Source organism: Pseudomonas sp. OA65 (genome assembly GCF_017498305.1).
GTDB classification, from domain to species: Bacteria; Pseudomonadota; Gammaproteobacteria; order Pseudomonadales; family Pseudomonadaceae; genus Aquipseudomonas; species Aquipseudomonas zanjanensis.
In genome coordinates this window covers 102639-121093 of record NZ_JAGDEZ010000008.1, presented here as the reverse complement: position 1 = coordinate 121093, position 18455 = coordinate 102639, and the positions used below count along the sequence as shown (strand labels likewise).

Here is an 18455-nt window from a genome sequence, read left to right as displayed (position 1 = left end):
TCAGGCCGCCGAAGTCGAGGCAGCCGGCTGGGCCGGTTTACGGAACGCGTCCAGTGCCGTGCCGGCGTAAGACGTATTGCGCAGGAACCGCCAATGACCGAACAAACGGTAGAGGTGGGTGATCTGCCCGCGCTCCTGGAAGCCCATGCGGATGTGCATCTTGATCGCCTGGATGTTTTGCAGATCGCAGACATCGACCATCGTGCTGCAACCCTGGTTCGCCATGACTTTCCACACCTCCAACTGCATGTCCGCCGAGATACTGGTCCCCCAGTATTGACGAATCGCCTCGCCACCGAACTGAAAGTATTCGCCAGGCTTGATCGGAAAGTTGCAGCGGTAGAAATGGCGGTCGAAATAGTCCCGTGTACTGGCCCAGGCGAAGCCCACGCTGTCGCCCTGATCATCCAGGTACATCAAGCCTGTGTAGCCTTCGGCCGCCAACTCGCGCATGGTTTCGACGCGGTCGCCGAAGTGTCGGGCAAACGCATCGGCGTTGCTGACCGTGATGAACTCCAGGCGCATCGGTGGGTAGGGCTTGAGGTTATGGGGGGGGAGCGGGGTCCGTATGTCATGCTCCAGCCACACCAGTCGGGTGTGGGAAAATAGGTAGCGTCTGCACAGCTGCTTTAGAACGGCGCGCAGACCTTTTTTCTGAATGCGATCACGCAATGTTTGCAGAGCGTTCATGGTGCCTCCTGACGGGTGGCAGGTTTGGGGGGAAGGGGAGCTGTCCAACTGAGGACGAACACGGTTTCCCCTGGCAGGAGAAACCCGACCTGGCCGGCCTTGCACTCAAACGCAGCGTTTTGGCTGCGGTTATCCGGGCCGAAATACATCAAGCTCATGCCTGGCTGAGGGCAGGCCGTGCCGTCGAGGCTGACCTGATGGGCGCGTGTGCTTTTGTTCACGCCCAGCAGATTGCGTTGCTTGTCGGTGGCCATGGCCAGTACGTCGACTTCAAACGCGTCGTTGTCCAGGCGCAGCACCTGGTCGAGCCAGTGCTGTTGGATGAACTGCTGGGCCAGGCCCACGGGCTTGAGCTCGAAGCGCTGATTGTCCAGCACCCGCACCATGCCTTTGGGGTATTCAGGTTCGTCGGCGAGCATGAACCAGTTGAGCATGTCGAGCCAACCATCCGCGGAGGCGTTGATCGCCACCGAGGTCCACCACAAAGCGGCGTAGTGGGTTTCCTGATCGTAAGGGCTCAGGCTCGAGCCGCTGGACATGTTGGTCTGGTCCAACAGCAACGCCTTGCGCGGCAGGCCCTGACTGTCCAGCCCCACCAGGTTGGCGGCCTGACGGACGCTGTCGCGGTAGACCCGGGTCGCCAGCAGGTCGCGGATCATCCATTCGTGCCAGGCCAAGGCGTCGATCTGGTCGTCGGACGTCGCGAGCAGGCGCCGGGCCCAGTCGATCCCGCGCTTGTCAGCCGCATTGTCGGTGAAGGGGCCGTTGGTGAATCGGGAACTGGCGGGTATGGCGATGCGGACACCGGCGCGTGCGTTGGCAGGGTCGGCGCGGACCTGGGCCGCCATGCTCTGGAACAGTTGCTGGAAACTGGCGAAGTCTGGGTAGTTCAGGTTTGGCTCATCGGCAAAACTGAGGTAATGGATACCGTTGCCGCCCGAAGCCCGGGTCGACATGAGCCAGGCTTGCAAACCGCTGAGACTGGTCCGGTCGGCCTGCAGATCCGCCCGGCGCTGGGTAGCGGCCAGCAGGGTGATGTCCTGGCTGATGCCGAAGCGGCCCTGATACAAACGTCGGAAGGCATCTTCATGATTGACCTTGGCCGCCATGACATCGACAAAACTGTAGAGGCTTGCCGCCTGGGGTTTGAGCGCATCGAGCATCGCGTAGCTGGAGGGCGGCAGTAATTCGTAGGGCAGGTATATGCCCAGCTTGGGGGTCGTGCCGAGCGTCTCGTCGTGTAGCGTCAGGTGGGTCTGCCCCGGATCCTGGCGCACCGGTTGCAAGTGCGCCGGGTCCTGGGCGAACAGGTTGGCCGTGCCGTCCAGCCAGAACGCCAGCTTGCCATTGCCCTGCACATGCAGGCGCCAGACTTGTTCAACATCCGTCACCGGCAGGGCCACTTGGTCGAACTGCCAATAGGCCCGGTACGGCTTGAGGTTCAGTTGCAGCTGCTTGCCATCGGCGACGCGCCGGGCTTGCAGTGCCCGCGCGCCGCCGTGGAACTTGCCTGCCAGCACCGCCTGTTCGCCGGCCGCCACTTTGAAATACAGCTCGTCGCCATCGTGGATTTCAGCACTGAAATGCACCTTGGCCGGAGCAAACAGGGCGCGGGTGCGGGCGTCGTGTTCGACGCTATAGCGCCGGAAACTGTAGCCGGGAATCTCCAACCGATAACTGGCGGCGCCGGGCAGCAAGGGCCATTGTTGCTCTCCGCGCACCTGGTCGGCCTTGACCAGGCGTTCGCCCGCCAACCGCCCGTGGCCGTCGAGCAGATACAGGTGTTCGGCATTGGCCTCGGCTTGCCAGGCGGGCACCCAGCGTACGGTGACAGCATCCGGACGGTCCGTTTGCAGGTACAGGCTGCCGTCACGGATACCGGTCCACTGCATGGACGCGGCTTGGGCCGGGGTGGCCAAAAGCAGGAAACACAGGCAACCGCTCATTTTGAGCATGCGCTGCACTGGCCTCATCGCGAGCAGGCTCGCTCCCACAGTGGATTTGTGGTGGTCATGAAAATTGTGCTCGGCGCCAGGCTTTTGTGGGCGCGGGCTTGCTCGCGAAGAGGCCGTCACTTTCAACATCATCGCAAGCTGCCCCACCGCTTTCGCGAGCAAGCCCGCTCCCACAAGGGATTTGTGGTGCTTGCACATACCGGACCCTGTGGGGGCGAGCTTGCTCGCGATGGCGGTTTTGCTGGCGACGGTGTTCACGCGGATTTCCCCAGCAGCATCTGACGCATCGGCAGCAAATCGCTGGGCAGGATAATCAGTGTCTGCCACGGTGCCACGCCGCTGAGACGGCAATACATCACCAGCATGGCAACGGTCACGCCCAAGTAGGCGATCGACGAAGCGGCGGCAGCGCCGACGATGCCGTAGCTCGGAATCAGGATCAGGTTCAGCGCCAGGTTCAATAGCGCACCCACACCCATCAGCAACGAAACGCTTCCGGGGCGGCCCTTGCCTAGCAGGTCCAGGCGCAGGATGCTTGCGTAGCACAACCCGAACACCCCAGGCAGCAGCGCCAGCAGGGCCGGGTACGCCGGTTGATAGGCGATGCCGAACATGGTAACGATCAGCCATTCGCCGACCAATACCATGCCCAGGCAGGCGGCTAGCATGGCCGTGGCGGTCAGGCGCAAGGCTAGCGGGGTCAGGCGCTTCATGTCGGTGTCTTGCTGCAGCAGGCGTTTCATCAGTGGCGTGGTGACCGCTTCCGGCACGATATGCAGCAGTTCAGCCGCGGCGCTGGCCATGGCGTAGTGTCCCAGCGCCGTGCTGCCCAGCAGTGCGCCGATGAACAGGTAATCCGAGCGCATCATCAGTTGCTGGAACAACAGGTCCGGATGACTGCGGACACCGTAACGCAACAGTTCATTCTGGCCGGTGCGATCCCAGCGTAGCGTGAACGCATGATCTCGGCGCAACCACATCCAGCCCGCCAGTACCACCAGGCTCAGGCCCGCCAGCCAGCTGATCAGCGCCGCTTCCAGCGCCGTGTCTTTCCACATCCAGAACAGCGCCACGAACAGCAACAGCGGAACCAGGGATTCCATCAGCCGTAAGGCATTGAACGCACCGACGCCGCCGGAGGCGTTGTGCAGCGTCAGCAGGCCGCTCTTGAGTACCGCCAGCGGCACGGCCAGCAACAGCAGCCAGGCCAGCAGCCCAAGTTGCAGGGTGATGTCCAGTTCGGCGCCGAACTCACGCACCAGCGCCACCACCAGCAGCGTCAGCAACCCCGCCAGCAGGCAGCCGAAGACCAGCACGTGGCTGAGCAACAGGCTCATCGAGCGATGCTGCGCTGCCTGATAACCCACGGCGGAATTCAGGCCCCCGCTGGTGATGGCGCTGATCAGGTCCGGCAGGGTGCTCAGCAGCGCCAACAGCCCACGCTCACTGGGCCCCAGGATCCGTGCCAGCAACACGTTGCGCAGCAGGCGCAGGCCGATCATCGCCAGGCTCGTGCCCATGCTCAACACCAAGAGCCTGAGGTAATGTGCGCGATTCATGAACGGGCTCCTTGGCGAATGCGCCAGGCCAACAATTCAGGGTGGCAGGCGTTGCGCTGGCTGACGCCAAAACGTGGCAGGTTCAAAGGGTCGCCATCGTTGCGATACAGCCCGGCCTCGGTGCCCAGGGCGAAGGCAAAACCGTGGGCCGCCACCTGTTGGCGCACGCGGGCATCGTTATCACCATTGGGATAGCAATACACCGGCAGGGGTTGGGCGCAGCCGTTTTCCAAGGCTGTCCAGCTGCGGGTCAACTCTTCGTGCAGGCGCTGGTCGTCCAGCCCGGTCAGGATCGCGTGGCTGGCGCCATGGGGGCCGAAGCGGATCAGCCCGGAGTCTTCGAGCATGCGCACTTGGGGCCAATCCAGCGCTTGGGGTTGCGAGCCGTGCGGGCAGGCCTGAGTGAGATCGCTCAAGGTGCGTGGATCGAGGGTCTTGAGGCTTTGCAGATAATGCAGCAGCGCCAGGCTGCGGCGCTCATCGTCGATGTCATCGAGCAGCACCGGCAACGGCCGGCCGACGTGTTGCAACTGCTCGATCAGTGAATGTCGTGCCACCTGTCCATGGCTGCCCCACAGGGTTTCGCCGATGCTTTCCCACCAGAAGTGCTGGCGACTGCCGACGAAGTCGGTGGACAGGAAAATGCTCGCCGGCACCTGGTATTGGCGCAGCAACGGAAAGGCATTCATGGCGTTGTCGCGCCAGCCATCGTCGAAGGTCAGGGCCACCCGCGGACGGTTGGGGACGCTCTCAGGGTCGGCCAGCAACAGGGTCATCAGTGGTACGCATTCGAAATGCCGTTGCAGCCAGATCAGCAGATGTTCAAACGCATCGGGTCCCACGCACAACTCGTTGCGATGGGGCAATTCGGCGGCGCGGTCGTTGTTCAACACCCGATGCAGCATCAGGATCACGCCAGCGCCACGCAGGGGGTGGCGGCCCAGGGACGTGTTCAGGTACAGCCAGCCACCCGTGCGCTTGAAGACGTGTTTGATCGACATCGGCCTTTCTCCTTAGCGATTCTGCTCGGGGTTCCATTGGCTGTAGCGATGACCGCGCAGAAACTGCCAGAGCCCGATGCTCATGCCCGCCAGCGTCACCAGCACGAACGCGGCCAGGCGAAAGGGGCGGGGCAAGCGATGGCCGGCGTCCATCAAGCCGATCAGTGCCATGGCGTAGCCGAGTAGCTGCGCCACCAGGGTCAGGCGGTAGAACGGATGGTCGTCCCACAGCCAGGCATTGCTCAGCAACAGCGGCAAGAGCAACACTGGCGCGAGGCGGCGGATCAGTTTGTGGCTGATCAGCCCGATGGCGTAGAGGCCATGCCGCAGTGGGTTGAGCAGTTCCTTGCGCTGGGCCAGGCTCTGCAACCCACCGACGGTGACCCGCTGGCGGCGGCGAAACTGCTTGTCGGCTTCGTCCACGCCCTGGTCGGTCACCCGGGCCCGGGGCACGTAGACAATGGACTTGCCGGCGGCCGGCGCGCAGGTGCTGAGGAAAAAGTCATCGTTGACTTGCGCCGGTATCGGTTGGAACAAAACCCGGCGCAGCGCCAACAGGGCGCCGTCGGCCGAGACCATGCAGTCGGTGCGACTTTCCACCCGCCGCAACCAGCCTTCGTAATGACGATACAGACTGTCCCCCAGGCTCAGGCCCTTGCCCGGCACCGGGATTTCCATGTGCCCGGCACAGGCGCCAACCTCAGGATCCCCGAGCGGTGCCAACAAATGGCCGAGGGTGTCGGGAAACCATTGGTTGTCGGCATCGGTGAACACCAGGATCTCGCCGTTGCTGTGGGCCACGCCGGTATTGAGGGCGGCCGCCTTGCCCTGGCGTGGCAGGTCGAGCACGGTGATTCGCGGGTCGATGACTTTGCGCGCACAGGTCACCGTGTCGTCCGTGGAACCGTCGCTGGCGAGGATGATTTGCAGCGAGCGCGCCGGGTAATCCTGAGCCAGCAACATGCGCAACTTCGCTTCGATGTGCCGCGCCTCGTTATGGGCAGCAATGATAATGCTGACGTCCATGGGCACTGCGGTGATGTAGCGGCGTACCGGAAACAGCGGGGTGAGCAAGGTCAACAGCACGGGGTAGCCGAGGTAGGCGTACACCGGCAGCAACAGGCAAGACCAATACAGATATTCAGCCACGGGCAGGTCTCCTGACGTTCCGTTGAAAAAGATTGAGCAGCAGCGCGGCGCCGGTCAGGTGCAGGCGCACCCCGTGCAAGGTCCACAGTTGCAAGGTCAGGCGCGGGTCGCGTTGGCTCTGGCGCAGGCTCAGCACCAAGGCCGGCAATGTGCTGATGAACAACAGCATCAACCCCAGGCGCGCCTGGCCCTGAAGCAGGGCGATCAGTGCCAGCAAATCCATGCCCCAGGTGCCAATGGACAGCGCGGGGAAGCGCAGCAGGCGCAGGCTCGGCCCGTGGCTGCGCAACAACTGCCAGTGACTGCCCTGGCGCCACAGTTCCTTGCTCATCCATTCGCGCCAACTGCCTTCATAACCCCAGTGCAGGGCCACGCTTTCGTTGACCAGCAACAACTGCGCACCGGCGTGACGCAGGCGCAGGGAGAAATCCTTGTCTTCACCCGTGCGCAAGGTCTCGTCGAAACCGTCTACCCGTTCGAACCAGGCGCGACGCATCAATAGATTGGCGCTGGGTAACCATTGGACGCGATGCAAGGGGCGCGAGCCTGGACGCCGACTGCGGCGCTGCCAAGCCTGTGCGAACCACGGCGCTTGGCTGGGCGTGTCCAGGTCAAGGCCCAGCACATCGCCCTGGTGGCCTTCCATCTCGACCAGCGACTTGAGCCAGTCGGCCGGCATTTCCATGTCGGCGTCGATGAACGCCAGCCATTCACCAGTGGCGAGCGCCGCGCCACGGTTGCGCAGGGCGCCGATGTGCACGCCAGGTACGATCAACACCCTCGCGCCCAGTTCGTTGGCGATGCGCGGGCCATGGTCGTCGGAGCCGTTGTCCACCACGATCAACTCGCAATCCAGTTGCGCCTGGCGAGCCGCTTCCTGCGCCGCCAGCAGTGTGCGGCCGATGTGCCGGGCCTCGTTGTACATCGGGATGACGATGCTTACGCGGATCATGAACGGGCCTCCTGCGGCGCGGCCTGTTCGGCGTCGTAGCGCAAAATGCTGGTCAAGGCGAGCATGATCCACAGCAACTTGTGGTTCGGCGCACTGAGGAACATCAGGAACAACGCCAGCGACAGGAAGCTCATACCCAAATGCGTCAACAGGTCCGCCTGGACCCAGTCCCGGCGCTGGAGCCAGAGTTGGCGCGCGCGCATCAGGTTGTAGAGGCCCAGCCCAATCGTCGCGACAAACATCAAGCCGCCTGGCACGCCGATTTCGCTGAAGATTTCCAGGTAGGTGTTATGGGCCTGGCGATACAGATCGCCCATTTTGCGATTGGCCGAGAATGCTTTCGCGTAGCCAGTGGGGGCATAGTGCTGCGGAAACGTCCCGGGGCCGGAACCGAGTATCGGGTTCTCTCGGATCATCTGGCTGCCCACCACAATGTAGGAGGCGCGGCGACCCAAGGATCCGTCCTTGTGGGCATTGGTGCCGGAGCTGAGGATGCTCAATGACTGGATGCGTGCCACGTAGCCAGCCGGCATCACGGCGATTGTCACCGGCACCGCGAGTGCCAGGCCGAGCATCGCGAACCCCAGGTGCCGAGGACGTACGCGAGGTAGCTGCGCCCGATAGTGATACAACCCGATCATCAGGCTGAGCAGCAGCACAACCAGCCCTGAACGCGATTCTGTCTTGGTCATTCCGCCCAACAACAGGATGAAAGCGCCGCCCCAGAACAACCGGTGCAACAGGTTCTGGCTGCGTATGGCCAACAACAATGCCAGGGGGACGGTAAACGCAATCAACAACGCAAAGGCGTTCGGGTCTTCCAACAAACCCGAGGCGCGACCCTGATCCTGATATTTGGCTGAAAACATCGCGAGCACGCAGGCCGTGGCGACGCTCACCGTCATCAGGCGGGCGAACATATCCAGGTTCAACTCGCGACCGATCAGCAACGTGATCACGAACAGAATCAGCCCTACGGCGAGTTCACGCAGGTGCGTCAGGGACACGCCGATGTTTTCCGAGATCAACAGGCTCAGGCCATACAACGCCATGAAACCGAGTAACGGCTTCCAGATGTTGCTGCGCAAGCGCGTCCCAGGGATCTGGTGCAAGGCCAACTGCAGCATCAGGATCAGGATCAGCGCCACGCCGAGGAATTTGCTGCCGGAAAACGCGTTGTCCTTGAACAGGCCTTCGAACGGCAGCAGCGCGGTAATGCCCAGCAGGCCCCAGCCAGGCTTGCGGTACAGCATGGCGACGCCCACCAGGCCGAATACGGCGCCCGGTGCCAGGAACGGATAAGGACTGGCCAGCAATGCCAGGCAGACCAGCCCCAGCAGACTGACGATCGAGAGCGGGACGATCATGGCCGAGCCTCCCGTGCCGTGCGGATATAGAGTTGTGACCAGCGTTCGGCCAGCGTGCGCAGGTCGTAGCGGTCGCGTTGGGTGCACCGCGCGTTGTCGGCGAGGATCCGCGCCAGGGGCGGTTCGCTGAACAGCGTTTCGATCTGGCTGGCCAGCGCCTCGCTGTCGGCCGGTGTAGCGAGCAGGCCGTTGTGGCGGTCTTGCAGGATATCGGGAATGCCGCCGACGCCGAACGCCACCACCGGCACGCCGGCCTGCATGGCTTCGAGCAGGATCATCGGCGTGCCTTCGGTGCGTGAACTGATCACCAGCGCATCGAGGCGGCTCCACCAGCCGTTCATGTCTGTCTGATAACCAGGCAGTTCGATGCGCGTGGGCAGCCCGGCATCGGTGATGCGTTTGAGCAAGGACTGGCGTTCCGGGCCGTCGCCGAGCATCACCGCGTGCAGCGACGCATGGCGCTGGCACAGCGGGATCATCGCGTCGAGGAACAGGTCCGGACCTTTTTCGCTGCTCAACCGACCGACGTAGCCGACCCGCCAGCGCTGCCTGTCGGCGTGGTGGGGCAGTGGAGTCGTGACGGCGGGCAGGCCGTTGGGGATTACATCGAGTTTTTCCGCTTTCACGCTGGCCTGGCGGTGCAGCGCCGCGATGCTTTCGGCCACGCAGACCACGCGCTTGACCGGCGCGGTACGGCACAGTTGCAGGCTCAGCCACGTATAGAAGCGCTGCTTTGGACTGCGCGGCGTGAAGCCGTGCTGGGTGATCACCAGCGGCAGGCGCAGCATCGTGGCCGCCGACCAGCCGAACAACAGCCCCTTGAAGTTGTGGGTATTGATCAGCGGTCGCTCGGCGCGCCGTTGCCGCAAATGTTGCAACAATTCAGCCCAGCTGGCGCAGTGGTGGCAATCGACCCCGGCTTGGCGGAACCGCGTGATCAAGGTCGGCGGCGCCGCCAGAAACACCACCTGATGTTGGCCGGGTGTCGCCAGGCAATGATCGAGCAGCATCCGCTCGGCCCCATAGAAGCCGCCGCTGTCGAGCAGATGAATGATCGACAAGGGGCTGTCATGGCGGGACGGGCCGAACGGCGCGTTCAATTTCTCACCCAATGGACAAGGCTGGGCAGGCTCCAGTTGCGGTGTGGATTGATCTGCTCGGGTGACTGCTCGTTGATCACCAGCAAGACCGGCAGATCCAGTTGCTGGCTGATTTGCGCTGGGTGCTTGAAGCGATGGTCGAAGAACTCACGCACGTAGACCAGGGCGATCGCCAGCAGCAGGCCACTGAACATGCCGAAGACAATGATCAGCATCGGCTTGGGAAAGGCCGCGGCGGTGGGTTCGAACGGCGGGCTCAGGACCCGGGCGTTGGACAGGTCGTTGTCCAGCGAGCGCGCAGTGCTGGCCTCGGCGAAGCGTTGGGCATAAGTCGAGAAGGCCGCATGCAGGGCGTTGATCTCGGTGTCCATCTGCCGCAGCTTGCTCTGGGTTTCCTGCAACTGGTGGATGCGTTCCTTGAAGGCTGCGATGCGTTCGACTTTCTGGTTGATCACCGAGCTGACCACCGCCAGGTCGGTGGTGCGTTCCTGGATGCGGTTGTTCACCACTTTGAGGAATTGCTGGCGCGTGCGCACGATCTGCTCCCGGGCCAGCAGCATGGGTTCGCTGCTGGGCTGGAAGATCGCCAGGTCGTTCATGTAGCGGCTCACCTGGCTGGTCAATTGCTCGCCCATTTGCCGGATTTCCCGGTCTTCGAAGGCAATGTTGTCCACGGTGGTGGTGAACGTGAACGGGAAGGTGTAGTCGTTGAACCGCGAGCTGTTCGCCGCCGTCAGGCTGGTCTTGAGGTAATCGAGCCAGCGTTGGCTTTGCAGCAGGCGATCCCGGTACAGGTTCAGGGCCTGCTCCTCGGTGTTGATCGCATTCAAGCGGAAGGTGATTTCTTCCTTGGGATCGGAAGAGCCGACGCCCTCAAGCAGCGTCAGGCGGTTGCCTTCCAAGCCGTCAAGGCGCGTCTGGTATTGGGCTTTCTTCTGCTCGTAGAAGGTCTGCGGCAGTTCGATCGACTGCAGGTCCTGGCGGTTGCTGAGGTAGTTCTGCAGCAGTTGCGCCACGAACCGAGTGCCCTGGGCAGGGTCGCCGAAGCTGTAGACGATGGAAATGACGTTGGAGCCGGGCAGCGTCTCGATCTTCAGGTTTTCGATGGCCTCGTCGGTCAGGGTATCGAGCACGGTGTCGCGCACCGGATCGACCTCAAGCCCCAGGCCATCGCGCAGCGGGTTGACGACGTACTCACGCAGGGGCTGGGTGATGTAGCGCTTGAGCGGTTCGCTCACCCATTTGTTGAGAATGCCGGGGCTTGGGGTGTATTCACCCTGTTCGCGCAGGACACTGATGGTCTGCCGGATCAGCGCCGGCGAGCGCAGGATGTTGCTCTCGGTTTCCATGTCCGCCAGGGATGGTGGAATGAAGGTTGCGTTTTCCTGGTTCAGCGACGTGGTGGCGTCGCCCTGGGAGAGTTTTTTCGACTGGACGATCACTTGGGCGGTGATGTCGAAGCTCTGCTTGAGCATCAACGGCAGCACCAGGGCGATCATGGCGAAAATCAGGAAGACGCGCTTCACCCACTGCTTGTTGGCAAAGAAGATCCTGAAGAACTCGTGCAGATAGTTTTCCTTGGGGTTCATGATCATTCACCTGGGTCAGTTGCCGCTGCTGTCGTTGTCGAGGTCGTAGCCGAAGCTGACGCCAACGCCCTGGAACAGCACCACGTCGGCCAGTTGCCTGGCCATTTCACCGGCTTTGGCCAAGCCGGTCTTGGGCACATACAGCATGTCTTCCGGTTGCAGGTAGGCGATCTGCGAGGCGTCACCGCTCAGGGCCTTCTCCACGTCGTAGTGGCGGGCTTCAACCTGATTGCCGTTGCGACGCATGATCACCACCGAGTCGAGTCTCGCCTTGACGTTGGTGCCACGAGCCAGAGTCAGGGCCTCGAGGACCGAGATTGGCCGGCGGATCGGGTAGGACCCCGGCTGGGCCACTTCACCGAGGACATAGATCTCGTTCCCGGCGGTGGACTTGAGCAGCACATCCACCGTCATATGGCCGGGCAACTGCGCGTAGCGCTCGTTGAGGAAGGTTTCCAGCTGGGTGACGGTCATGCCTTGCAACGGCACCGAGCCGATTTCCGGGAAGCTGGCGTAGCCATCCCGGCCCACGATGATTTCCCGGCTCATGCCCGTGGCCGGGTGGGTCAGGGTGTTGCGCAAGTTCGTCTCGCCGGACAACGGGCTCGTCACCAGAACGGTCAGTTGGTTGCGATTGGGTTGGAACAGCATCTTTTGGTTGTAGGCACGCTGCACTTCCAGGCGGGCTTCGTCGGTGGTCAGGCCGGCGACTTTCACCGAGGTGTTGGCGCCCGGCAGTTCGATACTGCCGTCGGGCATCACTTGTTGCGTGCCGTTGAGCTGGCTGGCGGCGGTGAAGTTCAGGGCGACTTGATCGCCAGGTTGCACTCGATAAGCCTGGGAAGAGGTCGTGTCGATGTGAAAAATCACATCCAGTATGTCCTGGGGCCGCAGGGTCTGTTCGACCCTGGGCATGTCGGTGGCCTGGGCGTTGGCCGGCGCGGCCGTGAGGATCTGCACCGGCATCGAGCGGGTATCGGTGGTGCTGGAGCAACCGGCAAGCGGCAGCAACAGCAGGACAAGCATTCTGGCGTTCATCTCGTCATCCTTTTGCAGGCTTACAGGTTGTTGTAGAGCCACTTGGGCATGTAGTACTTGCGGCGGTTGAACACGCTGCCGACCACTTTCGCGCCCGCCTGGGACAAGCGCTGGCGGGCGGCCTGGGCCACTTCCCAACGGGTGTCTTCACCGCGCACCACCAGCACGACGCCGTCCACTTGGGTGCTGAGCACCAGGGTGTCGCTGGCCGAATACACCGCGTCGGCGTCAATCACCACAAAGCGGTATTGCGCCGCCAGTTGCCTGAACAGCGGGCGCAGGCGCTCGGGGCTCAGGTGTTCGGCATTGCGGCCGAGGCGACCGTGGGGCAGCACGTCGAAGGGCAGGCTGGACGCCTGCACCACGCAGTCCTGCAACAGGGGCGGGGCAAGGCTGTTGAATAGCAGGTCGGTAAAGCCGCGCTCCTTGTGCAACGACAGTTGTTGGCTGAGGTTGCGCGGTGACTGGCTGGCATCCACCAGCAGGACGCGACCGTTGCTCATCTGCGCCAGTTGAGCGGCCAGCGCCATGCTGCTGGTGCTGGTACCGGTGCCGGTGTTGGCGGACGTCAAGAGCAGGATCCGCAGGGAAGGGTCGAGCACGGTCGAGGTCAGGTTGGTCTCGCTCGGGCTGGCTATGGTCAGGATATTCGTTGAACCGTCCATTTAACTCGCTCCGTGGCCGCTGAAAACTTTGAAGGGGGTCAGCATCAGGATCTTCAAATCCAGCCACAGGCTTTGTTCAGCGATATAGCTGAGGTCCAATTCCACGCGCTGGTCGAAGTCGATATTGCTGCGCCCGGAGATCTGCCACAGGCCGGTCATGCCGGGGTAGATGCTCAGGCGCACAAGATGGTTGTCCTTGTAGCGATAGGCGTTGAACGAGGTCGGCCGCGGGCCCACCAGGCGCATGTCGCCGGTCACTACGTTGATCAGGTTCGGCAGTTCGTCGAGGCTGCTGCGACGCAGGAATCGGCCGATGGGCGTGATGCGCGGGTCGTTGTCGATCTTGAAATCGATCGCATCGGCGCCGTGTTTGTTGAGGTGGCGCAGCGACTCCTTGAGGGCCTCGGCGTCGGCGACCATGGTGCGGAACTTGTACATGCCGAACACCCGCCCGCGATAACCGGTGCGCTTCTGTATGAACAGCACCGGGCCCGGGCTGGAAAATTTGACCAGCAGTGCCAGGCCCAGCAACAACGGGCAGAACACCACCAGGATTGCCAGTGCGCCGAGGCTGGCCACGACACGGTTGGTGCGCGAGACCGTCCAGGGCCGGCCGCCGTCGCGTCCAGTCAACCAACCTCGGCCCTGGCGGTGGATGGCCGCGTCCAGGCGCCTGCGGTGCTCGGGATCGACACGTTTGTCGCGTCCGGGGGCGTTGATCTCGATGGCTTGTTCATGTCGGGTCATAGACTCCTCCGCTGAGGTTGGGCCGCAAACGGCGCGTGGGCAGGCAGTGGGTAGTAATCGCGGAACCACTGGATGAAGCGACCCAGGCCGTCGTCCAGTTCGATGCACGGCTTGAAACCGGTGGCCCGTACCAGGTCGCTGGCGTCGGCGCAGGTGTTGAGCACATCGCCCGCTTGCAGGGGCAGCAACTCGATACGGGCGGCGCGTCCCAGGTGTTTTTCCAGCAGCGCGACGTAGGTGCGCAGCGCCACCGGCTGCTGCCCGCCGATGTTGTAGATCCGCCAGGGCGCGCGGCTGGTGGCCGGGTCCGGTTGTTCGTGATCCAGCAAGGGCGTGACCTGGGGTGCACGGTCGATCAGGCGGGCGATGCTTTCGACGATGTCGTCGATGTAGGTGAAATCCCGTTGGTGCTCGCCGTGGTTGAACAATTGCAGCACCCGGTCTTCGGCGATGGCGCGGGCAAACTGGATCGGCGACATGTCCGGCCGGCCCCAAGGGCCGTACACGGTAAAGAACCTCAGGCCGGTGCAGGGAATGCCAAACAAGTGGCTGTAGCTGTGGGCCATCAGCTCGTTGGCTTTTTTGCTGGCCGCGTACAGCGACAATGGATGGTCGACGTTGTCCTGCACCGAATAAGGCGTGCGCGGGTTGGCGCCGTACACCGAGCTCGAGGAGGCGTAGATCAAGTGCTTGACCGGATACCGGCGGCAGCTTTCCAGGATGCTCAGGAACCCGGTGATGTTGCTGTCGACGTAGGCCTTCGGGTTTTCCAGGGAGTGGCGCACGCCGGCCTGGGCCGCGAGGTGAATCACCACGTCCGGGCGCTGGGCCTGGAACAGTTCATCGATGGCTGGCGCGTCGGCCAGGTCGAGCCGCGCCAAGGGGAAAGTGCCGACCTGGTCGTTCACCCAGGCCACGCGGTCGTGCTTGAGCTGCGGGTCGTAGTAGTCGTTGAAATTGTCCAGCCCGCACACCCGATGGCCGTCGCGCAGCAACCGCAGCACGACATGGGCACCGATGAAACCGGCTGCGCCGGTGACCAGGATGTTCATGCTTGCGGCCCTGGCGCGGGGGTGCCGGGTACGGTGTGGCGCAGCCCGATACCGCGATACAACAGCCCGGCGGCGGCCAGGTGTTCGGGGTTGTACAGGTTGCGGCCGTCGATGATCACCCGGGCGCGCAACTTGCTGGCCAACAGGTCGAAATCCACCACGCGAAAGTTCTTCCACTCGGTGCAGATCACCAGGGCATCGGCGTCTTCCAAGGTGTCATCGCGGGTTGCACACAGGTTGAGGTCCTTGCGATAGCCGTAGAGGCGACGGCATTCGGACATGGCTTCCGGGTCGTAGGCCTGGACCCGGGCGCCTTCGCGCCAGAGCGCTTCCATCAGGTAGCGGCTGGGGGCTTCACGCATGTCATCGGTGTTGGGCTTGAACGCCAGGCCCCAGATCGCAATCGACTTGCCGGCCAGGCCATCCTGGAACTGCTTGGCCAGTTTTTCGAAGAGGATGTGCCGCTGGCTGTCGTTGACGTCGGTGACGCTACGCAGCAGGCGCAGCGGCATGCCGCTTTGTTCGGCGGTGTGCAGCAGGGCCCGCAGGTCCTTGGGAAAGCACGAGCCGCCAAAACCGCAGCCGGGGTAGATGAAGTGGTAACCGATGCGCGGGTCCGAGCCGATGCCCTTGCGCACCGCTTCGATGTCGGCGCCCAGCCGTTCGGTGAGGTTGGCCAGTTCGTTCATGAAACTGATGCGCGTGGCGAGCATGGCGTTGGCGGCGTACTTGGTCAGTTCGGCGCTGCGGTTGTCCATGAACATCAATTTTTCGTGGTTGCGGCAGAAGGGCGCGTAGAGCTCGGTCATCTGGTCGCGGGCTACCGGGTCGGCGGTGCCGACGATGATCCGGTCCGGACGCATGCAATCGGCCAGGGCGCTGCCCTCCTTGAGAAATTCGGGATTGGACACGACGCGTACGTTCAGTTGTTTCAGGCCGCGCCGAGCCAATGTCTGGCGAGCGCATTCGGCCACCTTGTCGGCGGTGCCCACCGGCACGGTGGACTTGATGACCAGGGTGCGGTCGCTGTCCATGAAATCGGCGATCTGCCGGGTGACGGCCAGTACATGGCTCAGGTCGGCCGAACCATCTTCATCGGCGGGGGTGCCGACGGCGATGAAGATCAGCTCGCCATGATTGACCGCGTCGCTGGCCTGGTAGCTGAACGACAAGCGTCCGGCCTTGATGTTGTCTTCGAGCAGATTGGACAGTCCCGGCTCGCTGATGGTTGGCACAGCCTGTTGCAGTTGCCGGATCTTGTTCGGGTCGATATCGATGCACAAAACGCGGTGTCCGACGTCCGCCATTGCAGCCGCCTGGATCAGCCCGACATACCCCGTACCAAATACGCTCACGTCCATTTTTGGCGCGCCTCGCAAACCGAATGATGTAACTCGGATGAAACTGTTTAGAGGGGTATAGCGCAGCTTCAGAAAAGCGTGTCAGCAAAATGACAGTTGTCAGTGTTGGCAATTCATGTGAAATCGGGCCTTTTGATATCAAGTCATTGACTGTCCTAGCAAAGTGGCTGTTTTACTGGGGATGACAGGCATTTAACAAAGCGATAAACGGTCGTTATCCATAGATTTTTATATTTTGTTACCTGTTTTCGTGTCGTTTTTGGGGTAACTTTTTTTTGACGCGTGGTTGTGAAGGGCGTTTCTTGCGCTTTGAAAACCGGCTGCTAACGTGCAGGAACGAAGCGCTTTCGATACCGCGATCCGGTCGAGGAAAACATGGCCCGCTACCTCAAGGAATTGCTGCTGCTTTTGTACCTGCTCAAGGGGTACGACTATTACCTCGACCGTCTCGACGCGTTGGGCCTGGGTTTGGCGACCGTGCTGTTCGGCGCCATGTTCGTGGTGTTGGTGCTGGCGCTGTGGCTGAGCGCCTACATTCGCCAGACGTTGGTGAGGCATGTGTTTGCCTTGGCGTGGTTTGTTTCGGCGGTGTTTTTCGAGGTGTACACGAAGGTCACGGACAGCTACCTGACCTACAGCCAGTTTGTTTCGCTGGTGTACTCGGGAGGGTTCATCCAGGAGGCGGCCTATCAGTATCGCGAGGTGATCATCGATGCGGTGATCGGCGGTTTGTTGCTGTTGTTCGGCATCGCTCTCAAGCCTCAACGAACGCTGCGAGTGCCCGGTTATCTACCTGTGGTCGCGCCCGTGCTGGGGGTGATGTTGCTCAGTGGCGTATTGTTCGTGCGGGCGGGCGAAGGTGCGCGCGGCCTGCCGGTGATGTACACGCCGTTGGCCTATTTGAATCTCCTCGCCTATGAGTCCTTGCACAGCACGATCGGTCCCCGGGAGCCGGTCACACTAACGCGCCGATCATCCTTGATCGAGCAGGACATAGTGCTGATCATCGATGAAAGCGTCGGTGGAAATTACTTGGACATCAACACGCCCTTCGGCGTGCGCAGCGGACTGAAGACGCCGCCCGAGGGCGTGGAAATTTTCAATTTCGGCTACGCAGCTTCGATCGCCAATTGCAGCGCCGACACCAATGTCACCTTGCGCTACGGGGGGACGCGCGCCGATTACATACGCATCAACAGCACTCGTCCGTCGATCTGGCAGTACGCCAAGAAGGCCGGCTTGCGTACCGTCTATATCGACGCCCAGCGCACCGGCGGCAACTTGCAGAACCTGATGACCGAACTGGAAAAACAGGACATCGATGAGTTCGTCCAATTCGACCAGACCAGCGTGCGCGACCGCGACATGGCGGCGGCGGCGAAGTTGATCGAACTGCTGGGCGACCACCAGGCCGAACTGGTGGTGATCAACAAGGTGGGGGCGCATTTTCCGGTACACGACAAATACCCCGACGACTTCATGAATTACCGGCCGGCCTTGCCGCGCGGGCAGTTCCAGGAAGTGGCCGATACCGGCAGTCGCGACGGTTTCAACGGGCAGAACGATGATTGGTTGCTGTATCGCAACGCGTACCAGAACACCTTGCTGTGGAACGTCGGCGAGTTCTTCACGCGAATTTTCCAGCAGGCTGATTTGAGCCGTACGGTACTGATCTACACCTCCGACCATGGCCAGGACCTGCACGAGCGTGGCAATCCTGGGCTCAACACTCATTGCGGTGGCGACCCGATGCCCGAAGAGGGGTTGGTGCCGTTGGTGGTGATCCAGGGCAACCAATTGAATAGCCTTGATTGGCGTGGAGCTTGGGCGCGGAACAAGGATCGTTCGAGCCACTACAACATCTTTCCGACGCTGTTGCAGTTGATGGGGTATGACCCGGTTGGGGTTGAATCGGTTTATGGCCGGTCGTTGAGGCAGCCGACGGAGGATGAGTTTACGTTCAACTATCGTTTCAATGCGCGGTTGGGGGCGAAACCGGCTTGGAAACATATTGACCTGGGCCATATCGTGACGCCGTCCGCTGGCCAGGCCGAAATGGCGGCGGGGCATTGATTGAAGGCCCTTATGCGCTGGGCTCTTTGCGGGAGCGAGCTTGCTCGCGATGTCGGAGGGTCGGTTTGCGGTGATGTTGGATACCCACAAGGTTTTTGGGTACTGCACGACCCTGTGGCGAGGGAGCTTGCTCCCGCTGGGTCGCGCAGCGGCCCCA

At 62.2% G+C, this 18455-nt stretch carries 15 protein-coding genes; 1 reads left to right on the top strand and 14 read right to left on the bottom strand.

The genetic code is table 11. The features are described 5' to 3' along the window. From J3361_RS09345 to J3361_RS09280, 14 genes are all read right to left on the bottom strand, one after another. The gene (locus J3361_RS09345; RefSeq protein ID WP_207964069.1) at positions 1-690 is read right to left on the bottom strand and encodes an N-acetyltransferase; all 690 of its coding nucleotides are present in this window, start codon (positions 688-690) and stop codon (positions 1-3) included. Then, the gene (locus tag J3361_RS09340) at positions 687-2636 is read right to left on the bottom strand and encodes a hypothetical protein (RefSeq protein ID WP_207964188.1); all 1950 of its coding nucleotides are present in this window, start codon (positions 2634-2636) and stop codon (positions 687-689) included. Before J3361_RS09340 ends, J3361_RS09345 begins: the two co-directional genes overlap by 4 nt. A gap of 263 nt (positions 2637-2899) precedes the next feature. Continuing rightward, positions 2900-4204: an oligosaccharide flippase family protein gene (locus tag J3361_RS09335; protein WP_207964066.1), complete on the bottom strand. Its 1305-nt coding sequence runs from the start codon at positions 4202-4204 to the stop codon at positions 2900-2902. Beyond that, positions 4201-5205: a polysaccharide deacetylase family protein gene (locus tag J3361_RS09330; RefSeq protein WP_207964064.1), complete on the bottom strand. Its 1005-nt coding sequence runs from the start codon at positions 5203-5205 to the stop codon at positions 4201-4203. Before J3361_RS09330 ends, J3361_RS09335 begins: the two co-directional genes overlap by 4 nt. Positions 5206-5217: 12 nt before the next feature. Next, positions 5218-6354 (bottom strand): glycosyltransferase, encoded by a 1137-nt coding sequence (locus J3361_RS09325; protein ID WP_207964063.1) that lies wholly within the window; start codon positions 6352-6354, stop codon positions 5218-5220. Next, the gene (locus J3361_RS09320) at positions 6347-7306 is read right to left on the bottom strand and encodes a glycosyltransferase (protein WP_207964062.1); all 960 of its coding nucleotides are present in this window, start codon (positions 7304-7306) and stop codon (positions 6347-6349) included. Before J3361_RS09320 ends, J3361_RS09325 begins: the two co-directional genes overlap by 8 nt. Next, positions 7303-8673 carry an O-antigen ligase family protein gene (locus J3361_RS09315; RefSeq protein WP_207964061.1) on the bottom strand — a complete coding sequence of 457 codons (1371 nt, stop codon included), beginning with the start codon at positions 8671-8673 and terminating at the stop codon, positions 7303-7305. Before J3361_RS09315 ends, J3361_RS09320 begins: the two co-directional genes overlap by 4 nt. Further along, a complete protein-coding gene (locus J3361_RS09310; protein WP_207964060.1) occupies positions 8670-9773 on the bottom strand; it encodes a glycosyltransferase family 4 protein in 1104 nt (367 codons plus the stop codon). The genes J3361_RS09315 and J3361_RS09310 overlap by 4 nt, the downstream gene beginning before the upstream one ends. Further along, complete coding sequence (locus J3361_RS09305) at positions 9770-11362, bottom strand: Wzz/FepE/Etk N-terminal domain-containing protein (protein WP_207964059.1); 1593 nt, start codon at positions 11360-11362, stop codon at positions 9770-9772. The genes J3361_RS09310 and J3361_RS09305 overlap by 4 nt, the downstream gene beginning before the upstream one ends. A 15-nt stretch (positions 11363-11377) precedes the next feature. After that, positions 11378-12400 (bottom strand): polysaccharide biosynthesis/export family protein, encoded by a 1023-nt coding sequence (locus J3361_RS09300; protein WP_207964058.1) that lies wholly within the window; start codon positions 12398-12400, stop codon positions 11378-11380. Positions 12401-12420: 20 nt separating this feature from the next. Next, the gene (locus tag J3361_RS09295; RefSeq protein ID WP_207964057.1) at positions 12421-13065 is read right to left on the bottom strand and encodes a CpsD/CapB family tyrosine-protein kinase; all 645 of its coding nucleotides are present in this window, start codon (positions 13063-13065) and stop codon (positions 12421-12423) included. Beyond that, positions 13066-13812: a sugar transferase gene (locus J3361_RS09290; RefSeq protein ID WP_207964056.1), complete on the bottom strand. Its 747-nt coding sequence runs from the start codon at positions 13810-13812 to the stop codon at positions 13066-13068. Further along, complete coding sequence (locus tag J3361_RS09285; RefSeq protein WP_207964054.1) at positions 13809-14864, bottom strand: NAD-dependent epimerase; 1056 nt, start codon at positions 14862-14864, stop codon at positions 13809-13811. Before J3361_RS09285 ends, J3361_RS09290 begins: the two co-directional genes overlap by 4 nt. After that, the gene (locus J3361_RS09280; protein ID WP_207964052.1) at positions 14861-16225 is read right to left on the bottom strand and encodes a UDP-glucose/GDP-mannose dehydrogenase family protein; all 1365 of its coding nucleotides are present in this window, start codon (positions 16223-16225) and stop codon (positions 14861-14863) included. The genes J3361_RS09285 and J3361_RS09280 overlap by 4 nt, the downstream gene beginning before the upstream one ends. Before the next feature lie 375 nt (positions 16226-16600). Between J3361_RS09280 and J3361_RS09275 the strand changes: the two genes are divergently transcribed. Beyond that, a complete protein-coding gene (locus tag J3361_RS09275) occupies positions 16601-18298 on the top strand; it encodes a sulfatase-like hydrolase/transferase (RefSeq protein WP_207964050.1) in 1698 nt (565 codons plus the stop codon). The last annotated feature ends 157 nt before the right edge of the window (positions 18299-18455 follow it).